The sequence below is a fragment of the Rothia sp. 11273D007AR genome, from assembly GCF_053547255.1.
In genome coordinates, this window is record NZ_JBPPWJ010000004.1 from 56,940 (window position 1) to 73,058 (window position 16,119).

Annotated in this window: 16 protein-coding genes; 3 read left to right on the forward strand and 13 right to left on the reverse strand. The window is 58.3% G+C overall.

The annotated features are described in order from the left end of the window. From sdhA to sdhC, 3 genes are read right to left on the reverse strand one after another with little or no spacing between them, the layout of a single operon-like run. A complete protein-coding gene (gene sdhA / locus ACED88_RS03170) occupies positions 1-1,764 on the reverse strand; it encodes a succinate dehydrogenase flavoprotein subunit (protein WP_135011169.1) in 1,764 nt (587 codons plus the stop codon). Positions 1,765-1,804: 40 nt separating this feature from the next. Then, positions 1,805-2,290, reverse strand: coding sequence for a succinate dehydrogenase hydrophobic membrane anchor subunit (locus ACED88_RS03175; protein ID WP_237196973.1), 486 nt, complete (start codon positions 2,288-2,290; stop codon positions 1,805-1,807). Positions 2,291-2,293: 3 nt separating this feature from the next. Continuing rightward, on the reverse strand, positions 2,294-2,674 hold the full coding sequence (gene sdhC, locus ACED88_RS03180; protein WP_237196975.1) for a succinate dehydrogenase, cytochrome b556 subunit: 381 nt from the start codon (positions 2,672-2,674) through the stop codon (positions 2,294-2,296). Positions 2,675-2,989: 315 nt separating this feature from the next. Here sdhC and ACED88_RS03185 point away from each other — a divergent pair, with 315 nt between their 5' ends. Further along, positions 2,990-4,099 carry a mannose-1-phosphate guanylyltransferase gene (locus tag ACED88_RS03185; RefSeq protein ID WP_449108675.1) on the forward strand — a complete coding sequence of 370 codons (1,110 nt, stop codon included), beginning with the start codon at positions 2,990-2,992 and terminating at the stop codon, positions 4,097-4,099. A gap of 100 nt (positions 4,100-4,199) precedes the next feature. Further along, positions 4,200-5,540: a hypothetical protein gene (locus ACED88_RS03190; protein WP_449108676.1), complete on the forward strand. Its 1,341-nt coding sequence runs from the start codon at positions 4,200-4,202 to the stop codon at positions 5,538-5,540. A 61-nt stretch (positions 5,541-5,601) separates the two neighbouring features. On the opposite strand, the gene ACED88_RS03195 is transcribed toward ACED88_RS03190, so the two are convergent. From ACED88_RS03195 to ACED88_RS03205, 3 genes are read right to left on the reverse strand one after another with little or no spacing between them, the layout of a single operon-like run. Then, complete coding sequence (locus ACED88_RS03195) at positions 5,602-6,132, reverse strand: 2'-5' RNA ligase family protein (RefSeq protein WP_449108677.1); 531 nt, start codon at positions 6,130-6,132, stop codon at positions 5,602-5,604. A gap of 20 nt (positions 6,133-6,152) precedes the next feature. Beyond that, entirely contained in the window at positions 6,153-7,220 is a 1,068-nt protein-coding gene (gene trpS / locus ACED88_RS03200) for a tryptophan--tRNA ligase (RefSeq protein WP_423817327.1), read from the reverse strand. 19 nt (positions 7,221-7,239) lie between these two features. Beyond that, entirely contained in the window at positions 7,240-7,692 is a 453-nt protein-coding gene (locus ACED88_RS03205; RefSeq protein WP_449108678.1) for a hypothetical protein, read from the reverse strand. Positions 7,693-7,763: 71 nt separating this feature from the next. Here ACED88_RS03205 and ACED88_RS03210 point away from each other — a divergent pair, with 71 nt between their 5' ends. Continuing rightward, positions 7,764-8,474 carry a GntR family transcriptional regulator gene (locus ACED88_RS03210; RefSeq protein ID WP_237196983.1) on the forward strand — a complete coding sequence of 237 codons (711 nt, stop codon included), beginning with the start codon at positions 7,764-7,766 and terminating at the stop codon, positions 8,472-8,474. 77 nt (positions 8,475-8,551) lie between these two features. On the opposite strand, the gene ACED88_RS03215 is transcribed toward ACED88_RS03210, so the two are convergent. The 7 genes from ACED88_RS03215 to ACED88_RS03245 all read right to left on the reverse strand — a co-directional run bounded on the left by ACED88_RS03215 (position 8,552) and on the right by ACED88_RS03245 (position 16,045). Continuing rightward, positions 8,552-9,436: a bifunctional methylenetetrahydrofolate dehydrogenase/methenyltetrahydrofolate cyclohydrolase gene (locus ACED88_RS03215; protein ID WP_237196985.1), complete on the reverse strand. Its 885-nt coding sequence runs from the start codon at positions 9,434-9,436 to the stop codon at positions 8,552-8,554. Positions 9,437-9,438: 2 nt separating this feature from the next. Continuing rightward, a complete protein-coding gene (gene glyA, locus ACED88_RS03220; protein ID WP_449108679.1) occupies positions 9,439-10,722 on the reverse strand; it encodes a serine hydroxymethyltransferase in 1,284 nt (427 codons plus the stop codon). 256 nt (positions 10,723-10,978) lie between these two features. Then, the gene (locus ACED88_RS03225) at positions 10,979-12,196 is read right to left on the reverse strand and encodes an acyl-CoA dehydrogenase family protein (protein WP_449108680.1); all 1,218 of its coding nucleotides are present in this window, start codon (positions 12,194-12,196) and stop codon (positions 10,979-10,981) included. A gap of 18 nt (positions 12,197-12,214) precedes the next feature. Beyond that, positions 12,215-13,105, reverse strand: coding sequence for a MetQ/NlpA family ABC transporter substrate-binding protein (locus ACED88_RS03230; protein ID WP_449108064.1), 891 nt, complete (start codon positions 13,103-13,105; stop codon positions 12,215-12,217). Between the two features lie 63 nt (positions 13,106-13,168). After that, a complete protein-coding gene (locus tag ACED88_RS03235; RefSeq protein ID WP_449108681.1) occupies positions 13,169-14,545 on the reverse strand; it encodes an LLM class flavin-dependent oxidoreductase in 1,377 nt (458 codons plus the stop codon). Between the two features lie 32 nt (positions 14,546-14,577). Further along, the gene (locus ACED88_RS03240; protein WP_449108062.1) at positions 14,578-15,240 is read right to left on the reverse strand and encodes a methionine ABC transporter permease; all 663 of its coding nucleotides are present in this window, start codon (positions 15,238-15,240) and stop codon (positions 14,578-14,580) included. Further along, on the reverse strand, positions 15,233-16,045 hold the full coding sequence (locus ACED88_RS03245; RefSeq protein WP_449108682.1) for a methionine ABC transporter ATP-binding protein: 813 nt from the start codon (positions 16,043-16,045) through the stop codon (positions 15,233-15,235). The genes ACED88_RS03240 and ACED88_RS03245 overlap by 8 nt, the downstream gene beginning before the upstream one ends. Positions 16,046-16,119 lie beyond the last annotated feature (74 nt).

Sequence of the window (16,119 nt, forward strand, 5' to 3'; positions counted from 1 at the left end):
TTAGTACTTACGCTCCATCGGTTCGTAGCGGGTGAAGGTCACGGGCTTGGTGTCGAAGCGCAGGCCCTTGATGCCTTCCATCTCGGCGTTCTCATCGAGGTAGACCATTGAGTGCTTCATGAAGTTGGCGTCATCGCGGTCGGGGTAGTCTTCGCGGAAGTGGCCGCCGCGGGATTCCTTGCGGTGCAGGGCAGCCACAGACATAACCTTGGCCAGTTCCAGCAGGAAGCCCAACTCAACAGCTTCAAGCAGGTCGAGGTTGAATCGCTTGCCCTTGTCCTGAATCTGGATGTTCTTGTAACGCTCTTCGAGTTCAACAATCTTGTTGACAGCGTTGTGGATGGTTGCCTCAGTGCGGAAGACCTGCATGTCGGCATCCATGACGTCCTGCAGTTCCTTGCGCAGCTGGCCTACCTTTTCGGTGCCTTCGCCGTTGCGGATCTGGTTGAGCAGTTCCAGGGTGGCGTCTGCTGCATCGTCGGGGACGGGCAGGAAGTCAGCTGAGGCTGCGTATTCTGCCGCGTAGATACCGGCGCGCTTACCGAAGACGTTGATGTCGAGCAGGGAGTTGGTGCCCAGGCGGTTGGAGCCGTGCACCGATACGCAGGCAACCTCACCGGCAGCGTAGAGGCCGGGGATGATGTCCTCGGAGTTGGAGTGTACCTCTGCCTTGATGTTGGTGGGGATGCCGCCCATGGCGTAGTGGGCGGTGGGGAAAACCGGGACGGGCTCGGTGTAGGGTTCAACGCCCAGGTAGGTGCGAGCGAACTCGGTGATGTCGGGGAGCTTCTCGTCGATGTGGGAGGGTTCGAGGTGGGTGAGGTCCAGAAGGACGTAGTCCTTGTTGGGGCCACAGCCTCGGCCTTCACGAACCTCGTTCGCCATGGAGCGGGCCACGATATCGCGGGGGGCCAGGTCTTTAATGGTGGGGGCGTAACGTTCCATGAAGCGTTCACCGTCGGAGTTACGCAGGATACCGCCTTCACCGCGGGCAGCCTCAGAAACCAGGATGCCCAGGCCTGCAAGGCCGGTGGGGTGGAACTGCACGAACTCCATGTCTTCCAGCGGAATACCGTTGCGCAGGGCAATTGCCATGCCGTCACCGGTCAGGGTGTGGGCGTTGGAGGTGGTCTTGAAGATCTTGCCACAGCCGCCGGAGGCGAAGATAACACTCTTGGCCTGGAAGACGTGGACGTCGCCGGTAGCCAAATCGTAGGAGACAACGCCTGCGGGGCGGCGGACGCCGTCCTCGTCCTCAACCATAACCAGGTCGAGCACGTAGTACTCGTTGTAGAACTCTACGTTGTGCTTGACGCAGTTCTGGTAGAGGGTCTGCAGAATCATGTGGCCGGTGCGGTCTGCTGCGTAGCAGGCGCGGCGTACAGGAGCCTTACCGTGGTCGCGGGTGTGGCCGCCGAAACGGCGCTGGTCAATACGGCCCTCGGGAGTGCGGTTAAAGGGAAGACCCATCTTCTCAAGATCGAGAACGGCATCGATGGCTTCCTTAGCCATGACCTCAGCTGAGTCCTGGTCTACCAGGTAGTCGCCGCCCTTGATGGTGTCAAAGGTATGCCACTCCCAGTTGTCCTCTTCAACGTTAGCCAGAGCCGCACACATGCCGCCCTGGGCAGCACCGGTGTGGGAGCGGGTGGGGTAGAGCTTGGTGAGCACAGCGGTGCGGACGCGCTGGCCAGCTTCGATAGCGGCTCGCATACCTGCGCCGCCTGCGCCGATGATAACGACGTCGTACTTATGTACCTGCATTGTGTGAATGCTTCTTTCTAAAATCTAGAGCGCCAATAGCTTACGGGGCGGTGCAGAAGGACGGCAGAAGGTCTGCGGCTGCACCGGCGGGGCAGGGGTCAAAGGTGAAGATGACCAGGGTGCCCAGAAGAATCACGAAAGCGGTGGCAAGGAAGAGGGCTACCTTCAGGGCGAAGCGCACGCCGTCCTTCTCTGCGTAATCGTCGATGATGACGCGGATGCCGTTAGCGCCGTGCAGCATAGCCAGCCACAGGAGCAGAAGGTCCCAGACCTGCCAGAAGGGGTTAGCCAGCTTACCGCCGACAAAACCGAAGTCGATGCGGTGTACGCCTTCGCCCATCATGAGGTTGACGAAGAGGTGACCGAAAATCAGAATGACCAGCAGAACACCGGAGACACGCATGTAAAGCCAGGCGAACATCTCGAAGTTGTTGCGCTTGGACGAGGCTCGGTTGTATTTGACACCCGATACGGTGTTGTCGCGGCTGCGGGGAACCGAAATCTTGGTTTTCAGAGGAGTTGCCATGTCTTAGTGACCCCCAAAGACGAGCATGAAGTGACGGACGAGGAAGGGAACCATGACGACGGCCCAAAGCACCAGGACGCCCCAGAGCATAGCCTTCTGGTTCTTGGCACCGTTCTTCCAGAAGTCCACCAGGATAATGCGGATACCGTTAAAAGCGTGGTAGACAATAGCTGCTACCAGAACAGCTTCGCCCAGACCCATGATGGGGTTCTTGTAGATGTGCATGACGGCGTTGTAGGCCTCGGGAGAGACGCGGACAACGGCGGTATCAAGCACGTGAACCAGCAAGAAGAAGAAAATGGCGATACCGGTAATGCGGTGGGCAACCCACGACCACATACCTTCACGGCCGCGGTACAGCGTGCCCTTGGATGTATTCGGCACTGAATAACCTCCTGTGTGATGCGAGACGACACACCGATAGGTTGAGCCTATCTGTGCACCCACGCAACATACGTATTGTGTGTTCTACTCAACAGCAAGATTAGCAGGTTTTAGGGCTGCTTACTTACACCGTGTCACCATCTCTTACCCCCGTATTTCCGGGAAATAGGCAAGGTTTTAATGCCCTTAAGCCAGCTATCGGCGTTATCATGCGGAAGCCGCCGTGAGGTTTTCCGTCAAAAGTGACCGGCGCCGTACAGTTTAAGGAAAAGATTTCATCATTATGACTTCAATTCTGGGTACACTGTAGAAACAATGAGAACACCACTTGAACGGTTCTACCCCCTCATTCCGGCCGGCGGCGTAGGGTCCCGCCTATGGCCCCTCTCTCGCGCCGTAGAACCTAAATTTCTGCTTGACCTGACCGGGACAGGTTCTTCCCTCCTCCGTGCTACCTACGATCGCTTGGTTGACCTCGCAGCTGATGGCGTCCTTGTCGTCACCGGCCAGGCCCACGCCAATGCCGTCACCCAGCAGCTCTCAGAGCTGCGCGGGTCCGATCTGGTACTCGAACCCTCACCTCGCGACTCCGCAGCAGCCATTGGCCTTGCCTGCGCTATTCTGCACGAGCGCGACCCCGAGGCCATCATTGGCTCCTTCGCCGCTGACCACATCATCAGCCCGGTCGAAGAATTCCAGGCCGTAGTACGCGAGGCCGTACACGCCGCGGCCTCCGGCAAGATCGTCACCATCGGCATCGAACCCACCGAACCTTCCACCGCCTTCGGCTACATCAAGGCCACCCAGAACCTGGGGCTGGAAGACGCCCCCAGCGTCCTTGCTGTTGAACAGTTTGTCGAAAAGCCCAATGAGGCCACCGCAACCGAGTACGTAGCCAGCGGCGACTACACCTGGAACGCCGGCATGTTCGTGGCCCCTGCAGCCCTCATGCTGCAGTACCTCGAAGCCAACGAGCCGGAACTCTACGCCGGCATCATGGAAATCGCCCGCGCCTGGGATACCCCCGCACGTGAAGCCTGCATGAACCGTCTCTGGGAGACCCTACCCAAGACCGCCATCGACTATGCAGTAGCTGAGCCTGCCGCAGCAGCCGGTGACGTAGCCATGGTTCCCGGTCGTTTCAGCTGGGACGACGTAGGCGACTTTGACGCCGTAGCCCGCCTCAACATCGAAAAGAGCGGTGACGACCTCTTCGTACTGGGCGACAAGTCCAGCGTCATCAGCGAAGAATCCACCGGTATCGTCGTCAACAACACCGGCCGTAAGATTTCGGTCATCGGTATCGAAGATGTTGTTATCGTTGACACCGCAGATGCCCTGCTTGTCACCGTGCGCGACGACGCCCAGAGCGTGAAAAACACCGTGAACACCCTGAAAGAACTGGGCCAGGACAACCTGCTCTAGCCCATCAGAGTTACACAAAGGCCCGCACCGTTTTCCCGGTGCGGGCCTTTTTGACACTCACGTTATGCAAATGATTCTCATTTAGTTTAGACTGGTGGGCATGCACAACACCTCTCGCCCCCTTTTCACCCTCATCAGCGCCACCCTCGCCCTTGCCCTTGCAGGCTGCGGGGCAGCGTCCGCCCCCTCCGCCACCTCAAGCAGCGACCAGGCCAGCGCCACCACAACCGCAACCGCAGAACGTGCAGCCATCACCGAAGCCTCCACCCCCTCAGCCCGCATCGCCCTGACCTACGACGGCGGAATCATGATTGTGGACGGCAAAACCTTCGAAGTCATCGAAACCATTGAAAAAGAAGGCTTCCTGCGCCTGCAGCCCGCAGGCGACAACCGCCACCTGGTCGTAGCAGACGGCTCCTCCTACACCATGCTCGACATGGGCGCCTGGACCCAAGCCCACGGCGACCACGACCACTACTACACCACCACCCCCACCCTCACCTCCCTGTCCTTCGCAGCGGACGGCACCGGCCACGTCATCACCGACTACGGCCGCTCAGCCATGTTCGCCGACAACACCGGCACCATCGAGGTCTACTCCCCCGCCGACCTAACCGGTGCTGACCAGTACACCGCCACCAGCGTCAGCACCGAAACCATCACCCTGCCCGACGCCCACCACGGCCTGGCCATCCCCCTCGAGAACAACCAGTACCTGGTATCGGTAGGCACCGAGGACGCCCGCACCGGCGCAGCCATCATCAATGCAGACGGCTCGGTTGTCACCGAAAACCTCGACTGCCCCGGTATTCACGGCGAAGCCATTGCCGCTAACGATACCTTCACCGTCGGCTGCCAGGACGGCGCCCTCATCTACGCAGACGGCACTTTCACCAAGGTCACCAACCCCGAAGACCCCTACTCCCGTTCCGGCAACCAGGCCGGCTCAGCTGATTCAGCTATCGTGCTTGCCGACTACAAAACCGACCAGGACGCCGAGCTCGAACGCCCCGAACAGTTCGCCCTGATCAACACCATCACCAAGGAACGCACTAAGATCACCCTGCCCGAAGGCGTCTCCTACACCTTCCGGTCGCTGGCCCGCGGCCCCGAAGGCTCCCACCTGCTGCTGACCACCGACGGTAAGTTGCGCTTCTGGGCTGAGGACGGCACCGAGCTGGGTTCCGTGGACATCATGGATTCCTGGACCGAATCAGAAATCTGGCAGGACCCCCGCCCCGCCATCTGGGTTGACGGCGAAACCGCCTACGTCACCGACCCTGCCACCAAGAAGCTACACGTTGTTTCCCTGGCGAAGATTGCGGACGGCACCGCCGAGGTATTTGCCAGCATCGACCTGCCCGAGGTACCCAACGAAATCAACGGTATCTCCCGCACCGCTGAACTGGTCACCACCACCGAAGTGGACTCTGACCACTAAAAACAGCTCACTCAAAAGGCCCTGCCTCTTCGCTCATGGTGCGAAGAAGCAGGGCCTTTTGCTATAGATTTACTGTTCCCAGCTGCTGCCAGCTGCCTGCGCTGAATCGGTAGACCGTCAGCCGGTTCACGGTGAAATGGGCAAGAGCGGGTGGTAGGGTCGCAAAATCGCGCAAGGACGCCGCCAGGGCAGGGGCCGGGGCATGGTTGGCTAGGGTGAGGTGCGGCTCGTAGGGAAAAGGGGATACTGACTCCCCTACCGCCTGCTGGCAGGCTGCATGAAGCAGGGTGAGCCCATCTGCCCCGGTAGTCACGGGCAGGTAGGTCACCGGGGTAACCGGCTCAAAGCTTGTGGCAGCCCCCAGGCTCACCTGCACGGGATCTAGCCCCATCACAGCCTGCTCAATTGCCCCCAGGGGGTCACCGCCGGCGTCCTCACTAATGAGAATCGTAATGTGGCAGCTTTGAGCAGCGGGGCCCACCAGCCCCTGGCTCGCCCGCCAAGAGACCAGGTACTCGGCCACCGCCGCAGGTACCTCAGCAACAATGCTGAGGTACCTGCGGTCGGGGTCTATGGTCGGTGAAGAAGCCACCAGGCTAGGTTGTCTAACTCTTAGAGGGCGGGCAGGAAGCCTACCGCGTCATACACGTTCTTCACGGTCACAGAGGCAATCTCACGAGCCTTACCGGCACCGATGGCCAGCAGGCGGTCGAGCTCAGCGGGGTCGTCCATGAGTTCCAGGGCGCGTTCCCGAATGGGGGTCAGCTCCTCAACCACGATCTCGGCTAGGTCTACCTTGAGGTGGCCGTACATCTTGCCCTCGTAGTCGGCGACGATATCATCGATAGCCTTACCTGTCACCGCCGAGTAGATGGACAGCAGGTTGGAGACACCGGGCTTGTTCTCGCGGTCGTAAGAGATATCAGTGCCCGCGTCAGTCACCGCCGACTTAATCTTCTTGGCGGTCTTCTTGGGGTCATCAAGCAGCCAGATAATGCCCTTATCGGTGGTGGCTGACTTGCTCATCTTGGAGTCGGGAGTCTGCAGGTCGTAAATCTTGGCAGTCTCTTTGAGAATGACCGGCTCAGGCACCACAAAGGTATCACCGAAGCGGGAGTTGAAGCGCTGGGCCAGGTTGCGGGTCAGCTCCAGGTGCTGGCGCTGGTCTTCACCTACCGGCACCACATCGGCCTGGTAGAGGAGGATATCAGCCGCCATAAGGACGGGGTAGGTGAAAAGCCCCACCGAGGCGTTGTCGGTGCCCTGCTTGGCGGCCTTGTCCTTGAACTGGGTCATACGGGCAGCTTCACCGTAGCCGGTAATGCAGTTGAGCACCCAGGCCAGCTGGGCGTGCTCGGGCACGTGGGACTGCACGAAAAGCGGGGTTTTCTCGGGGTCAATACCGGCTGCGATGTACTGGGCCGCGGTCTTGCGGGTGCGCTCCAGCAGAACCGCGGGATCCTGGGGCACGGTAATCGAGTGCATATCGGGAATGAAGTAGAGGCACTCGTGGTCTTTTTGCAGGTCAACCCAGTTATTGACCGCACCGATGTAGTTACCCAGGTGCATGGAATCTGCGGACGGCTGGGCGCCCGAGAAAGCGCGCGGCGCACCGGTTGCCGCGTTGGGAATCTTAGCCTTGATGTTTTCTTCGGGGGTGGTCTGCTGTGACTTGCTCACGGGGCGTCCTTCGCTGTGTTTAGGCCCCTTCACGGGCCAGTTCCATACCGTTCTTAGCGGTGAAGTTAATGGTGTCGATAGCGCGATCAATCATGTCGCGGGAGTTTTCGTCGTTGGCCTCAAGCTGCTCAGCAATCACCTTTGACTGCACCAGGCAAATCTGGAAAGAGTGGGCGAGCTTCTCGGTGTGTACATCAGACTCGTACTCGGCGCGCTTCACGGCGTGCTCCTCGTAGGCCTTGCGCTGGGCGACCAGGGTACGGTTGACGTTCACTAGAAGGTAGGCTGCGATACCCAGCCAGGCTGCGATAATACCGGCCAGAATCCAACCCAGCACCGACTCTTCGCGGGCTGACTGGACGATAGCCCAAGCCAGCAGGGCAACCAAAATCGCCATGCCAATACCGGCGCCTATCAGGACGACCTTAGTGTTCTGCTCTTGTGCTGTTTTTTCTGAACCGTTCGACTGCATGACCTCTATTATGTCAAAGGAAGCCAGGCCGCGCTGAATCGCAGGCCCAACTTAAGCGTAAAGTGGGGTACATGATGCCCTCATCACGTGAAACGAAGTACCATCAGGTCGCCCAGCTTATCGAAGAGCGCTATATCTGCCCGGCCGATGAGAACATGCCCCTGCCCACAGAACGGCAGCTGCAGGATATCTTCTCCGTCTCACGCGACACCGTCCGCCGGGCCCTACGGGAACTAGCTGACGCCGGCCTTATCTACCATGTGCAGGGGTCAGGCACCTATGTTGCCCCGCGCAAGCACCCGATGCGGGCGCCGTCCTTGCGCTCTTTCACAGACGACATGGCCGCGCGCGGCCACCGCCCCCACTCCCTCACCCTCACCTGCCACCTCATCGAGGCGCCGCTGGCGGTTCAGCGCGATTTGTATCTGGACGCCGGTGCCAAGGTGATTCAGATTCAGCGGCTACGGCAGGCGGACGGCTCCCCTATCGCTCTTGAAACCGCCCACTTCCTGCCCGAGGCCTTCTCCCATGTGGAGCCCGAGCTGTCTGCCTCGCTCGATGCCCAGATGAGGGCGTCCGGCTTCCAGGTGGAAACCGCAACCGTGCGGGTGGTAGCGACCAACCTGACCCAGGCAGAAGCAGCCCGGCTGGGGGTTCCCCTCGGGGCAGCCGCCTTACGCGTTGAAAAAGTGGGCTACACCGTGCGCGGCCTGCCCGTTGAAAGCACCCAGACCCTCTACCGGGGCGACCGCTACGACTTTGAGATAGAGGTCAAGAGATAGTTCTTTTTCCGTGAGTGCATACGAGAATCGCCGAGTGCATACGCTCTTGGTAGGCACTCGGCGATTCTCGTGGACGCTTAGGCTGAGGCTGCCTGGCGTTCTGCGGTTTCTACCACGTTGACCAGCAGCATAGCGCGGGTCATGGGGCCCACGCCGCCGGGGTTGGGTGAGTACCAGCTGGCCTTAGCGGCGGCCTCGGGTGAGATGTCGCCGGTCAGCTTCTTCTTGCCGGTCTCGGGGTCCTCGATACGGGAGACACCAACATCGAGCAGGATAGCGCCGTCCTTGACCTGGTCAGCCTTCACGGCGTGGGCAACGCCCACAGCGGCCACGATGATATCGGCATCGCGCAGGGCTGCACTGACGTCCTCGGTACCGGTGTGCACCAGGGTAGCGGTGGAGTTGACGTCCTTGCGGGTCAGCAGCAGACCCAGGGGGCGACCTACGGTAATACCGCGGCCCAGCACAGCAACCTTCTTACCCTTCCACGAAATACCGTGGCGTTCCACCAGCTCAATCACACCGTTAGGGGTGCAGGGCAGGGGCGAGTTCAGGGGTTCACCCACATTGAGGACGAGGCGGCCCAGGTTCATGGGGTGCAGGCCGTCGGCGTCCTTCTCGGGGGCAATCTTCTCAAGAACGCGATTGGTATCGATGTGCTTGGGCAGGGGCAACTGAACGATGTAGCCGGTGCAGGCCGGGTCGTTGTTCAGCTTTTCGAGCTCAGCTTCAAGCTCTTCCTGGCTGATGGTCTCGGGCAGCTCCACCTTGATGGAGGCAATGCCAACCTCGGCGCAGTCGCGGTGCTTGCCGCCCACGTAGGAGCGGGAGGCGGGGTCATCGCCCACCAGCACGGTCGCCAGACCGGGGGTAACGCCCTTTTCTTTCAGGGTAGCTACGCGCTCGGCGAGTTCGCTCTTAATCTGGGCGGCGGTAGCGGTGCCGTCAAGAATCTGCGGCATGTTTACCACTCCTCGATACCGGAGTAGAGGGGGAACTTCTCGCACAGGGCGGTGACGCGCTCGCGCTGGGCTGCGACGTCGACGCCGGGCTTAAGGGTTTCGGCGATGATGTCGGCGACCTCGGTGAATGCTTCAGCATCGAAGCCGCGGGTTGCCAGTGCGGGGGTGCCGATGCGCAGGCCGGAGGTAACCATGGGCGGACGGGGGTCGTTGGGCACTGCGTTACGGTTGACGGTGATACCGGCTTCGTGCAGCAGATCTTCTGCCTCACGGCCGTTGATTTCGGCGTCGCGCAGGTCAACCAGGACCAGGTGAACGTCGGTGCCACCGGAGATGACCTTAACGCCGGCCTCTGCCATGTCGGCCTGGTTCAGACGGTCAGCCAGAATCTTGGCGCCTTCGAGGGTGCGGGCCTGGCGGTCCTTGAACATGTCGGAAGCAGCAATCTTGAAGGCGGTAGCCTTACCGGCGATAGCGTGCATGAGGGGGCCGCCCTGCTGGCCGGGGAAGACAGCCGAGTCAATCTTCTTCTTCAGGTCCTCAACACACATGATGAAGCCGGAGCGGGGGCCTGCCAGGGTCTTGTGGACGGTGGAGGACACCACGTGGGCGTGGGGGACGGGGTTGGGGTGCAGTCCAGCTGCGACCAGGCCAGCGAAGTGGGCCATATCGACCCAGAGGTAGGCATCGATTTCGTCGGCGATAGCGCGGAAGGCTGCGAAGTCCAGCTGACGGGTGTAGGCTGACCAGCCGGCGATAATGACCTTGGGCTTCTCGGCCAGGGCCAGTTCGCGGACCTCGTCCATATTCACGCGGCCGGTTTCTTCGTCCACGCCGTAGGCAACAACCTCGTAGAGCTTACCCGAGACGTTGAGCTTCATACCGTGGGTCAGATGACCGCCGTGGGCCAGGGACAGGCCCATAATCTTGTCACCGGGGGTCAGCAGGGCGTGCATGACGGCGTTGTTGGCCTGGGCGCCGGAGTGGGGCTGTACGTTGGCGTGGTCGGCACCGAAGAGGGCCTTGGCGCGGTCGATAGCCAGCTGCTCCACAACATCAACAAATTCACAGCCGCCGTAGTAGCGGCGGCCGGGGTAACCTTCGGCGTACTTGTTAGTCAGAACAGAACCCTGAGCTTCAAGCACAGCGCGGGGAGCGAAGTTCTCTGAAGCAATCATTTCGAGGGTGTTCTGCTGGCGTTCCTGCTCGTGCTGGATAGCTTCAGCGACCTCGGGGTCTACCTCAGCCAGGGGCAGGTTGGTGACGTTGGGTGAAAGGTTGGTCATGCCACTTCCTTGAGTATGGTGGATCAGTTTCTTCTGCTTATCTGTACGAGGGGATACAGAAGATCACGTGATGCTTTAACCGAGCGGCGCGTGTGAGCGCACTCTACTTTTAAGTGTATGTGACCTAGCTAGCGAGAGCCCGCTGCCCCGGCAGATTTGAGATAATTTTCAGGTTTTTACCCACCCCCGCTTTTAAGCTGCGCGGACGCCGGTGAGCAGCTCACCGGCGTCCGCGCAGGAAAAAGGGAGGCTAGGCCTACTGGTAGGCGCTAGGAGCTGGCAAGGTACCGTTTAGCACGTAGGAGCCAAGTTCTGCCTGCTTGTAAGCCACAGGATCATGCAGGGTATGGGTGCGCACATCCCGCCAGTGACGGTCCAGCCCCACCGTTTTTTTGGTAGCCCGGGCACCCGTCACATCGTAGACCCCCTGAGTAACGTCAAGAGCTGTACGGTGAGCTGTAATTTTAGCTGTAACGATCTGCTCTGCAATGTGGGCCCGCTGCTCCTCTGTGAGCTGCTGCCCCTGCGCAAATCCCCAGTCTAGGGCATCTGTGGCCTGCTGTATCACGGCAGAAAGCGCCTGCACTTGAGCCACAAACCCACCATACTGACTCAAAATATAAGGGTCCTCTGTTGCCCGATCGACCGCAGAATGGAACCAGGGTCGGGAAGTCTCACGCGTATAGGTGAGAGCTTCAGATAAAGCTCCCTCAGCTGCCGCTAAGTAGACGGTAGAAAACAGCAGCTGGAAGGCCGGGGTAGAAAGGGTCTTAGCGGGTTCTCGTTCAGCGTCTGTGGCTGGGATACGGGCAATAATCTGCTCGTCGGTAATCAGCAAATCCCTATATTCAATAGAGTTGGTAGCTGTCAGGCGAGAACCGAGAACATCCCAGTCATCGTGGCGGATAACGCCATCCGCCTGGGTATCTATGAGAGCAACTAATCGGGTTCCGTCTTCTGTGATAGCACGAGAGAAGATACGGTCAGCCACGTAGCTACCTGTAGCAAATGGCTTCGTACCGTTAAGCACCCAGCCGGCCTCAGTGTGCTCTGCCTCTATCTGTTTCCCCTGGGGAGTTCCGGTGGATGCAAAGAGCCAGTGGTTGGCCAGTGTTTCCCGGGCTAGCTGCTCCGCTGCTTCGCCCTGAAGATCAAGATAGGGGAAGACCTGAAAGATATAGTGGTAGCCCAGTAACTGACCAATAGAGTTATCGGCTCGAGCAATTACTTGCACCAGTTCAAAACATTCATGCCAGCTCAGCCCTTCTCCACCTAGATGAGCGGGAATATTCAGCGGCAACAGACCGGATTGGCGGAGCAATTCCTTCTCTGCCAGCGGTGGTTGCCCAGCGTGGTCTCGTTCAAGGACATCGGTGCGCAGTGTGCGAGCAACCTGCTCTGCTACTTCTAGCCAGTGCTTATGACGGGCAGGACGAGCAGGCGCACCAAGAGGCAAAATAAATGAGAGAGTCATCGTACTTTCCCCTAGTGATTAGGCGTTCTTCCAGCTGGCAATGTCTGATTCGATATCACGGTCCCAGGGGGTTTCAAGCACTCCCCCGATATAGTTTTCAAACCATTCGCGAACCCGCTCAGAGTGGAAGGCTTCTTGAAGCACTTTAGCTTTTTCAGTACCGGCAAAGTCAGGGCGTGAAGCTACTACACAGATATAGGGCAGGGCATCTTCAGTCGTTTCAAAGGCAACGGCATCGTCGGGTGTTAGGCCGATTTCGGCAGCTAAACGCACAAAGAGAAAGCCGGCATCAACATCTTCGTAGGTCTGTGAGAGAGACTGCTGATCAACTTCAACAAATTCCAGGTTACGAGGGTTCTCGATGATATCCCGCTGGGATAGATGAATTACAGACTTCCCCTCGGTCAGAGTAAGCAGCCCTGCCTGTTCCAAAAGCTTAAGTCCTCGTCCGTTGTTCGAGGTGTCTACAGGTAGGGCAATCTTAGCTCCATCAGGCAGCTCATCGAGCGAAGCGTAGTGGGCGCTCCACAGGCCAGCAGGTGAGGTGTATTCGTAAAAAAGCGGGATATTATCTAGCCCTTTATCTTCGTTGAACTGTTCCAGGTAAGCCACGTGCTGGAAGTAGTTGACGTCGTATTTACCCTGGGCAACTTCAAGGTTGGGCTGCACTATATCGGTCACGAAAGTGGGCTTTAGCTCCCAACCCTGTTCTGCCAGAATTTCTTTCGCAATGTTGACCGGCTCCTGGTAGGGCGCTGATTCGGTAGCGACGATAGTAATGGTTTTATCGGTTGAGTTGCTGGCGCTCTGGGCTCCGCAAGCTGAGAGTCCCAGCGCGGTGGCGAGCCCGAGACCCGAGCCCAGTAAAGCCTGGCGGCGGGTCAGTGAGATTTGAGATGTGGTTGTCATGGTGAAGTCTCCTGTAGGTATAACGGTGTGGTTACTAGTGATGACGTACAAATAATCGTTGGTTTAGATGCTTGGAGCGAGGAAGGATTTGCCGTAGTGGTTCTCTGCTAGATACGGGTCGCCGGTAAGTTTTTGGCGCAGAGGGCCGGGGGCATAATCGCTTTGAGCCAGACCGCGCTCACGCAGAATGGGAAGAACCTGATCAATAAAGTCGGTGTAGGAGCCCGGTAGCAGGGAATTGATGATATTGATACCGTCTACCCCTGCGTCTGCCCACTCTTCAAGCCTGTCGGCAATCTGTTCCGGACTACCTACGATGTGCTGGGATTCAGCCCGATAGCGGGCTAAGTCTGCAAGGGTAGGGTTGCCGCCGGGTACCGAATCGGCAATTGCTTCAAGCAGTCCGACGGAGCCCTCAGTACGGATCTCACCCAGCGGTGTGTCTAGGGGAACTCCACCGAAATCGACCCCTAAACTACCTCCGATGTGGGCAATGATTGCCTCAAGATCCAGGTATTCTTTCTCCTGCTCATAAATTCGGTGAGCTTCTTCCTCAGTAGAGCCCACGGTAAAGGACAGACCAGCAAAGAGTTTGATGTCCTCCCGCTTCCGTCCTACTTCAGCAGCTGCCGTCTCTAACCGGCTTGAAACCTTAGCAGCGTGAGCCGGGTTAGGGGCAAAAATGAAGGTAGCCTCAGCATGGCGGGCAGCGAAGCGAGTACCTCGAGGGGAGCTGCCTGCTTGGAAAAGGAAAGGAGTACGCTGCGGGCTAGGAGCTACTAGATGAGGTCCATCGACAGAGTATCGCTTGCCTCTGTGGTTGATAGGCCTCACTCCAGTTGGGTCAGCAAAAATCCCAGATTCTTTATCTAGTTTCAGGGCGTTGTGCGACCAAGACCCTTCCCACAGCTTATACACCACATCTAGGTATTCTTCAGCTTCGTCATAGCGGCTATCGTGTTCAGGGATTGTTTCTGCCCCAAAGTTACGGTGGGCATTTTCGAGGGCACTGGTAACGATATTCCAGGCTACTCGGCCCCCGCTCAGATGATCCAACGTCGAGAGCTGACGCGCGAAGGTGAAGGGGTGGGCCTGGATGGTGGATGAGGTTATAGCAAGACCCAGGTGCTCCGTAGTAGCGGCAAGCGCAGACGCTAGAACGAGCGGATCGTTTGACGGTATCTGCAGTCCCTTTTGGATCAGTGCGTCGCTATTTCCGCCGTAATCGCCGTAGACGCCTACAACGTCAGCTAAGAAGAGGGCATCGAACTTTGCTGTTTCGAGCTGGCGGGCTAAATCTTGCCATAGAGCAAGTTCGTTGAATCGGTGCTGTTCGGCTTCGGGGTGTCGCCAGAGACCACCTCTGATGTGGCTTCCAGTATTCATAACGAAAGCACTCAAGAGCAGGCGTTTACGGTTGGGGGTGTGTGTTTTTGACATAGGTGTCCCCTTGGACTGTGAAAAATTTATTTTTAGCGCTTGTCGAGGGCTCGAGATAGGCGAGAACCGCTGAACTGTACGAGAGAGACGAGGGCAATCATGAGCAGGATGGCGACAATCATGAGCGGTGTTTCGTAGCGGTAGTAGCCGTAGCGAATCGCGAAGTCGCCGATGCCTCCCCCGCCTACCAGGCCTGCCATAGCTGAGTATGAGATAAAGCTGACGGTCATAATGGTGATTGATGTGACCAGGGCAGGGCGGGCGTCTACAAGGAGGACGTCGGTAATGATGTGTCGAGCTTTTGCGCCCATGGCAAGAGCCGCTTCAACGGTTCCGTCACCTAGCTGGGTGAGATTCTGTTCGACAAAGCGGGCAAAGTAGGGAATAGCGTTGATGGTAAGAGGTACACAGACTGCGGCGGTACCGAGGCTGGTGCCTACCAGTAGACGGGTGAACGGGATGATTGCAATAAGAAGAATGAGGAAAGGGAAGGACCTCACGATGTTGACGGCTGTGTCAAGAACCTTGTGGAGGATGGGCTTGTGGTGCAGTCCCTTGGGACCAATGAGGTAGAGCAAGATTCCCAGAGGGGTTCCGAAGAGGACTGCCAGGGGAATAGCCACCAACAACATAATGAGTGTTTGCCCCAGGGCTAGCCAGATTTCGGGTGAAACTTCGATAATTCGCTCAAACATGGGTTAGCTCCTGTAGAAGGGCGTTCGCTGGGGGCACACGTGAGGTCGGGTCTGTAAGCACGATGTCGTCGTTTTGTAGCAGTCGCCCGATTTCACTGGTGGGGGTGAAGGCTGGATCTAGAAGACGGGAAAGGTCAAAGCGTTCTACCAGCTGGCCATTTTCAAGTACAGCCACGTTATGGGCTAGAGCCCTGATGACGTTCATTTCGTGGGTGACAATTACGGTGGTTATGCCCAACTCAGCATTAATCGTGCGTAGGTACTGGAGGATAGAGGTTGTGGTGCGCGGGTCAACGGCGCTCGTAGGCTCGTCGCAGAGGAGGACGCTTGGCTTTGTTGCTAGCGCTCTGGCAATAGCAACGCGTTGCTTCTGGCCGCCAGATAACTGACCTGGATACGCGTCAGCCTTATCGGCTAAATCAACGATGTTGAGAGCTTCCAGTGCCCGCGCTCGCCGTTCTCGCGGTGGGATACCTGCGAACTTAAGAGAGAGCTCTACGTTTTTCACGGCGGTGAGGTTAGCGACCAGGTTGAAATGCTGAAAAATCATACCGATGTTGTGGCGGGTCTGGCGTAGTTGTGAGGCCGATAGATCGGTGAGATTTTGACCGTTGACCGTTACAGTGCCGCTGGTGGGGCGTTCAAGTAGGTTGATGGTGCGTAGCAGGGTAGATTTACCCGCGCCAGAGAACCCTACGATGCCCTGAATAGACCCGGGGGCTATCTCAAGGTTGACGCGGTCAACGGCTCGAACCGTTTCAGACCCGCGGGTATATTCCACGCTAATATCCCGTAATGAAATCATATGTCTCCTTGCAATGACTTAGTGCAGTATTGCGAGGGGGATCCCGCCTCACTGAATAGCATCAGGGGTGGGTG

Coding starts and splice junctions, on each gene's coding strand:
- ACED88_RS03230 (WP_449108064.1), bottom strand. CDS start 13,105: ATGACAACCACATCTCAAATCTCACTGACCCGCCGCCAGGCTTTACTG.
- ACED88_RS03185 (WP_449108675.1), top strand. CDS start 2,990: ATGAGAACACCACTTGAACGGTTCTACCCCCTCATTCCGGCCGGCGGC.
- ACED88_RS03190 (WP_449108676.1), top strand. CDS start 4,200: ATGCACAACACCTCTCGCCCCCTTTTCACCCTCATCAGCGCCACCCTC.
- ACED88_RS03245 (WP_449108682.1), bottom strand. CDS start 16,045: ATGATTTCATTACGGGATATTAGCGTGGAATATACCCGCGGGTCTGAA.
- ACED88_RS03240 (WP_449108062.1), bottom strand. CDS start 15,240: ATGTTTGAGCGAATTATCGAAGTTTCACCCGAAATCTGGCTAGCCCTG.
- ACED88_RS03225 (WP_449108680.1), bottom strand. CDS start 12,196: ATGACTCTCTCATTTATTTTGCCTCTTGGTGCGCCTGCTCGTCCTGCC.
- ACED88_RS03235 (WP_449108681.1), bottom strand. CDS start 14,545: ATGTCAAAAACACACACCCCCAACCGTAAACGCCTGCTCTTGAGTGCT.
- ACED88_RS03175 (WP_237196973.1), bottom strand. CDS start 2,290: ATGGCAACTCCTCTGAAAACCAAGATTTCGGTTCCCCGCAGCCGCGAC.
- sdhA (WP_135011169.1), bottom strand. CDS start 1,764: ATGCAGGTACATAAGTACGACGTCGTTATCATCGGCGCAGGCGGCGCA.
- ACED88_RS03205 (WP_449108678.1), bottom strand. CDS start 7,692: ATGCAGTCGAACGGTTCAGAAAAAACAGCACAAGAGCAGAACACTAAG.
- ACED88_RS03210 (WP_237196983.1), top strand. CDS start 7,764: ATGATGCCCTCATCACGTGAAACGAAGTACCATCAGGTCGCCCAGCTT.
- ACED88_RS03215 (WP_237196985.1), bottom strand. CDS start 9,436: ATGCCGCAGATTCTTGACGGCACCGCTACCGCCGCCCAGATTAAGAGC.
- glyA (WP_449108679.1), bottom strand. CDS start 10,722: ATGACCAACCTTTCACCCAACGTCACCAACCTGCCCCTGGCTGAGGTA.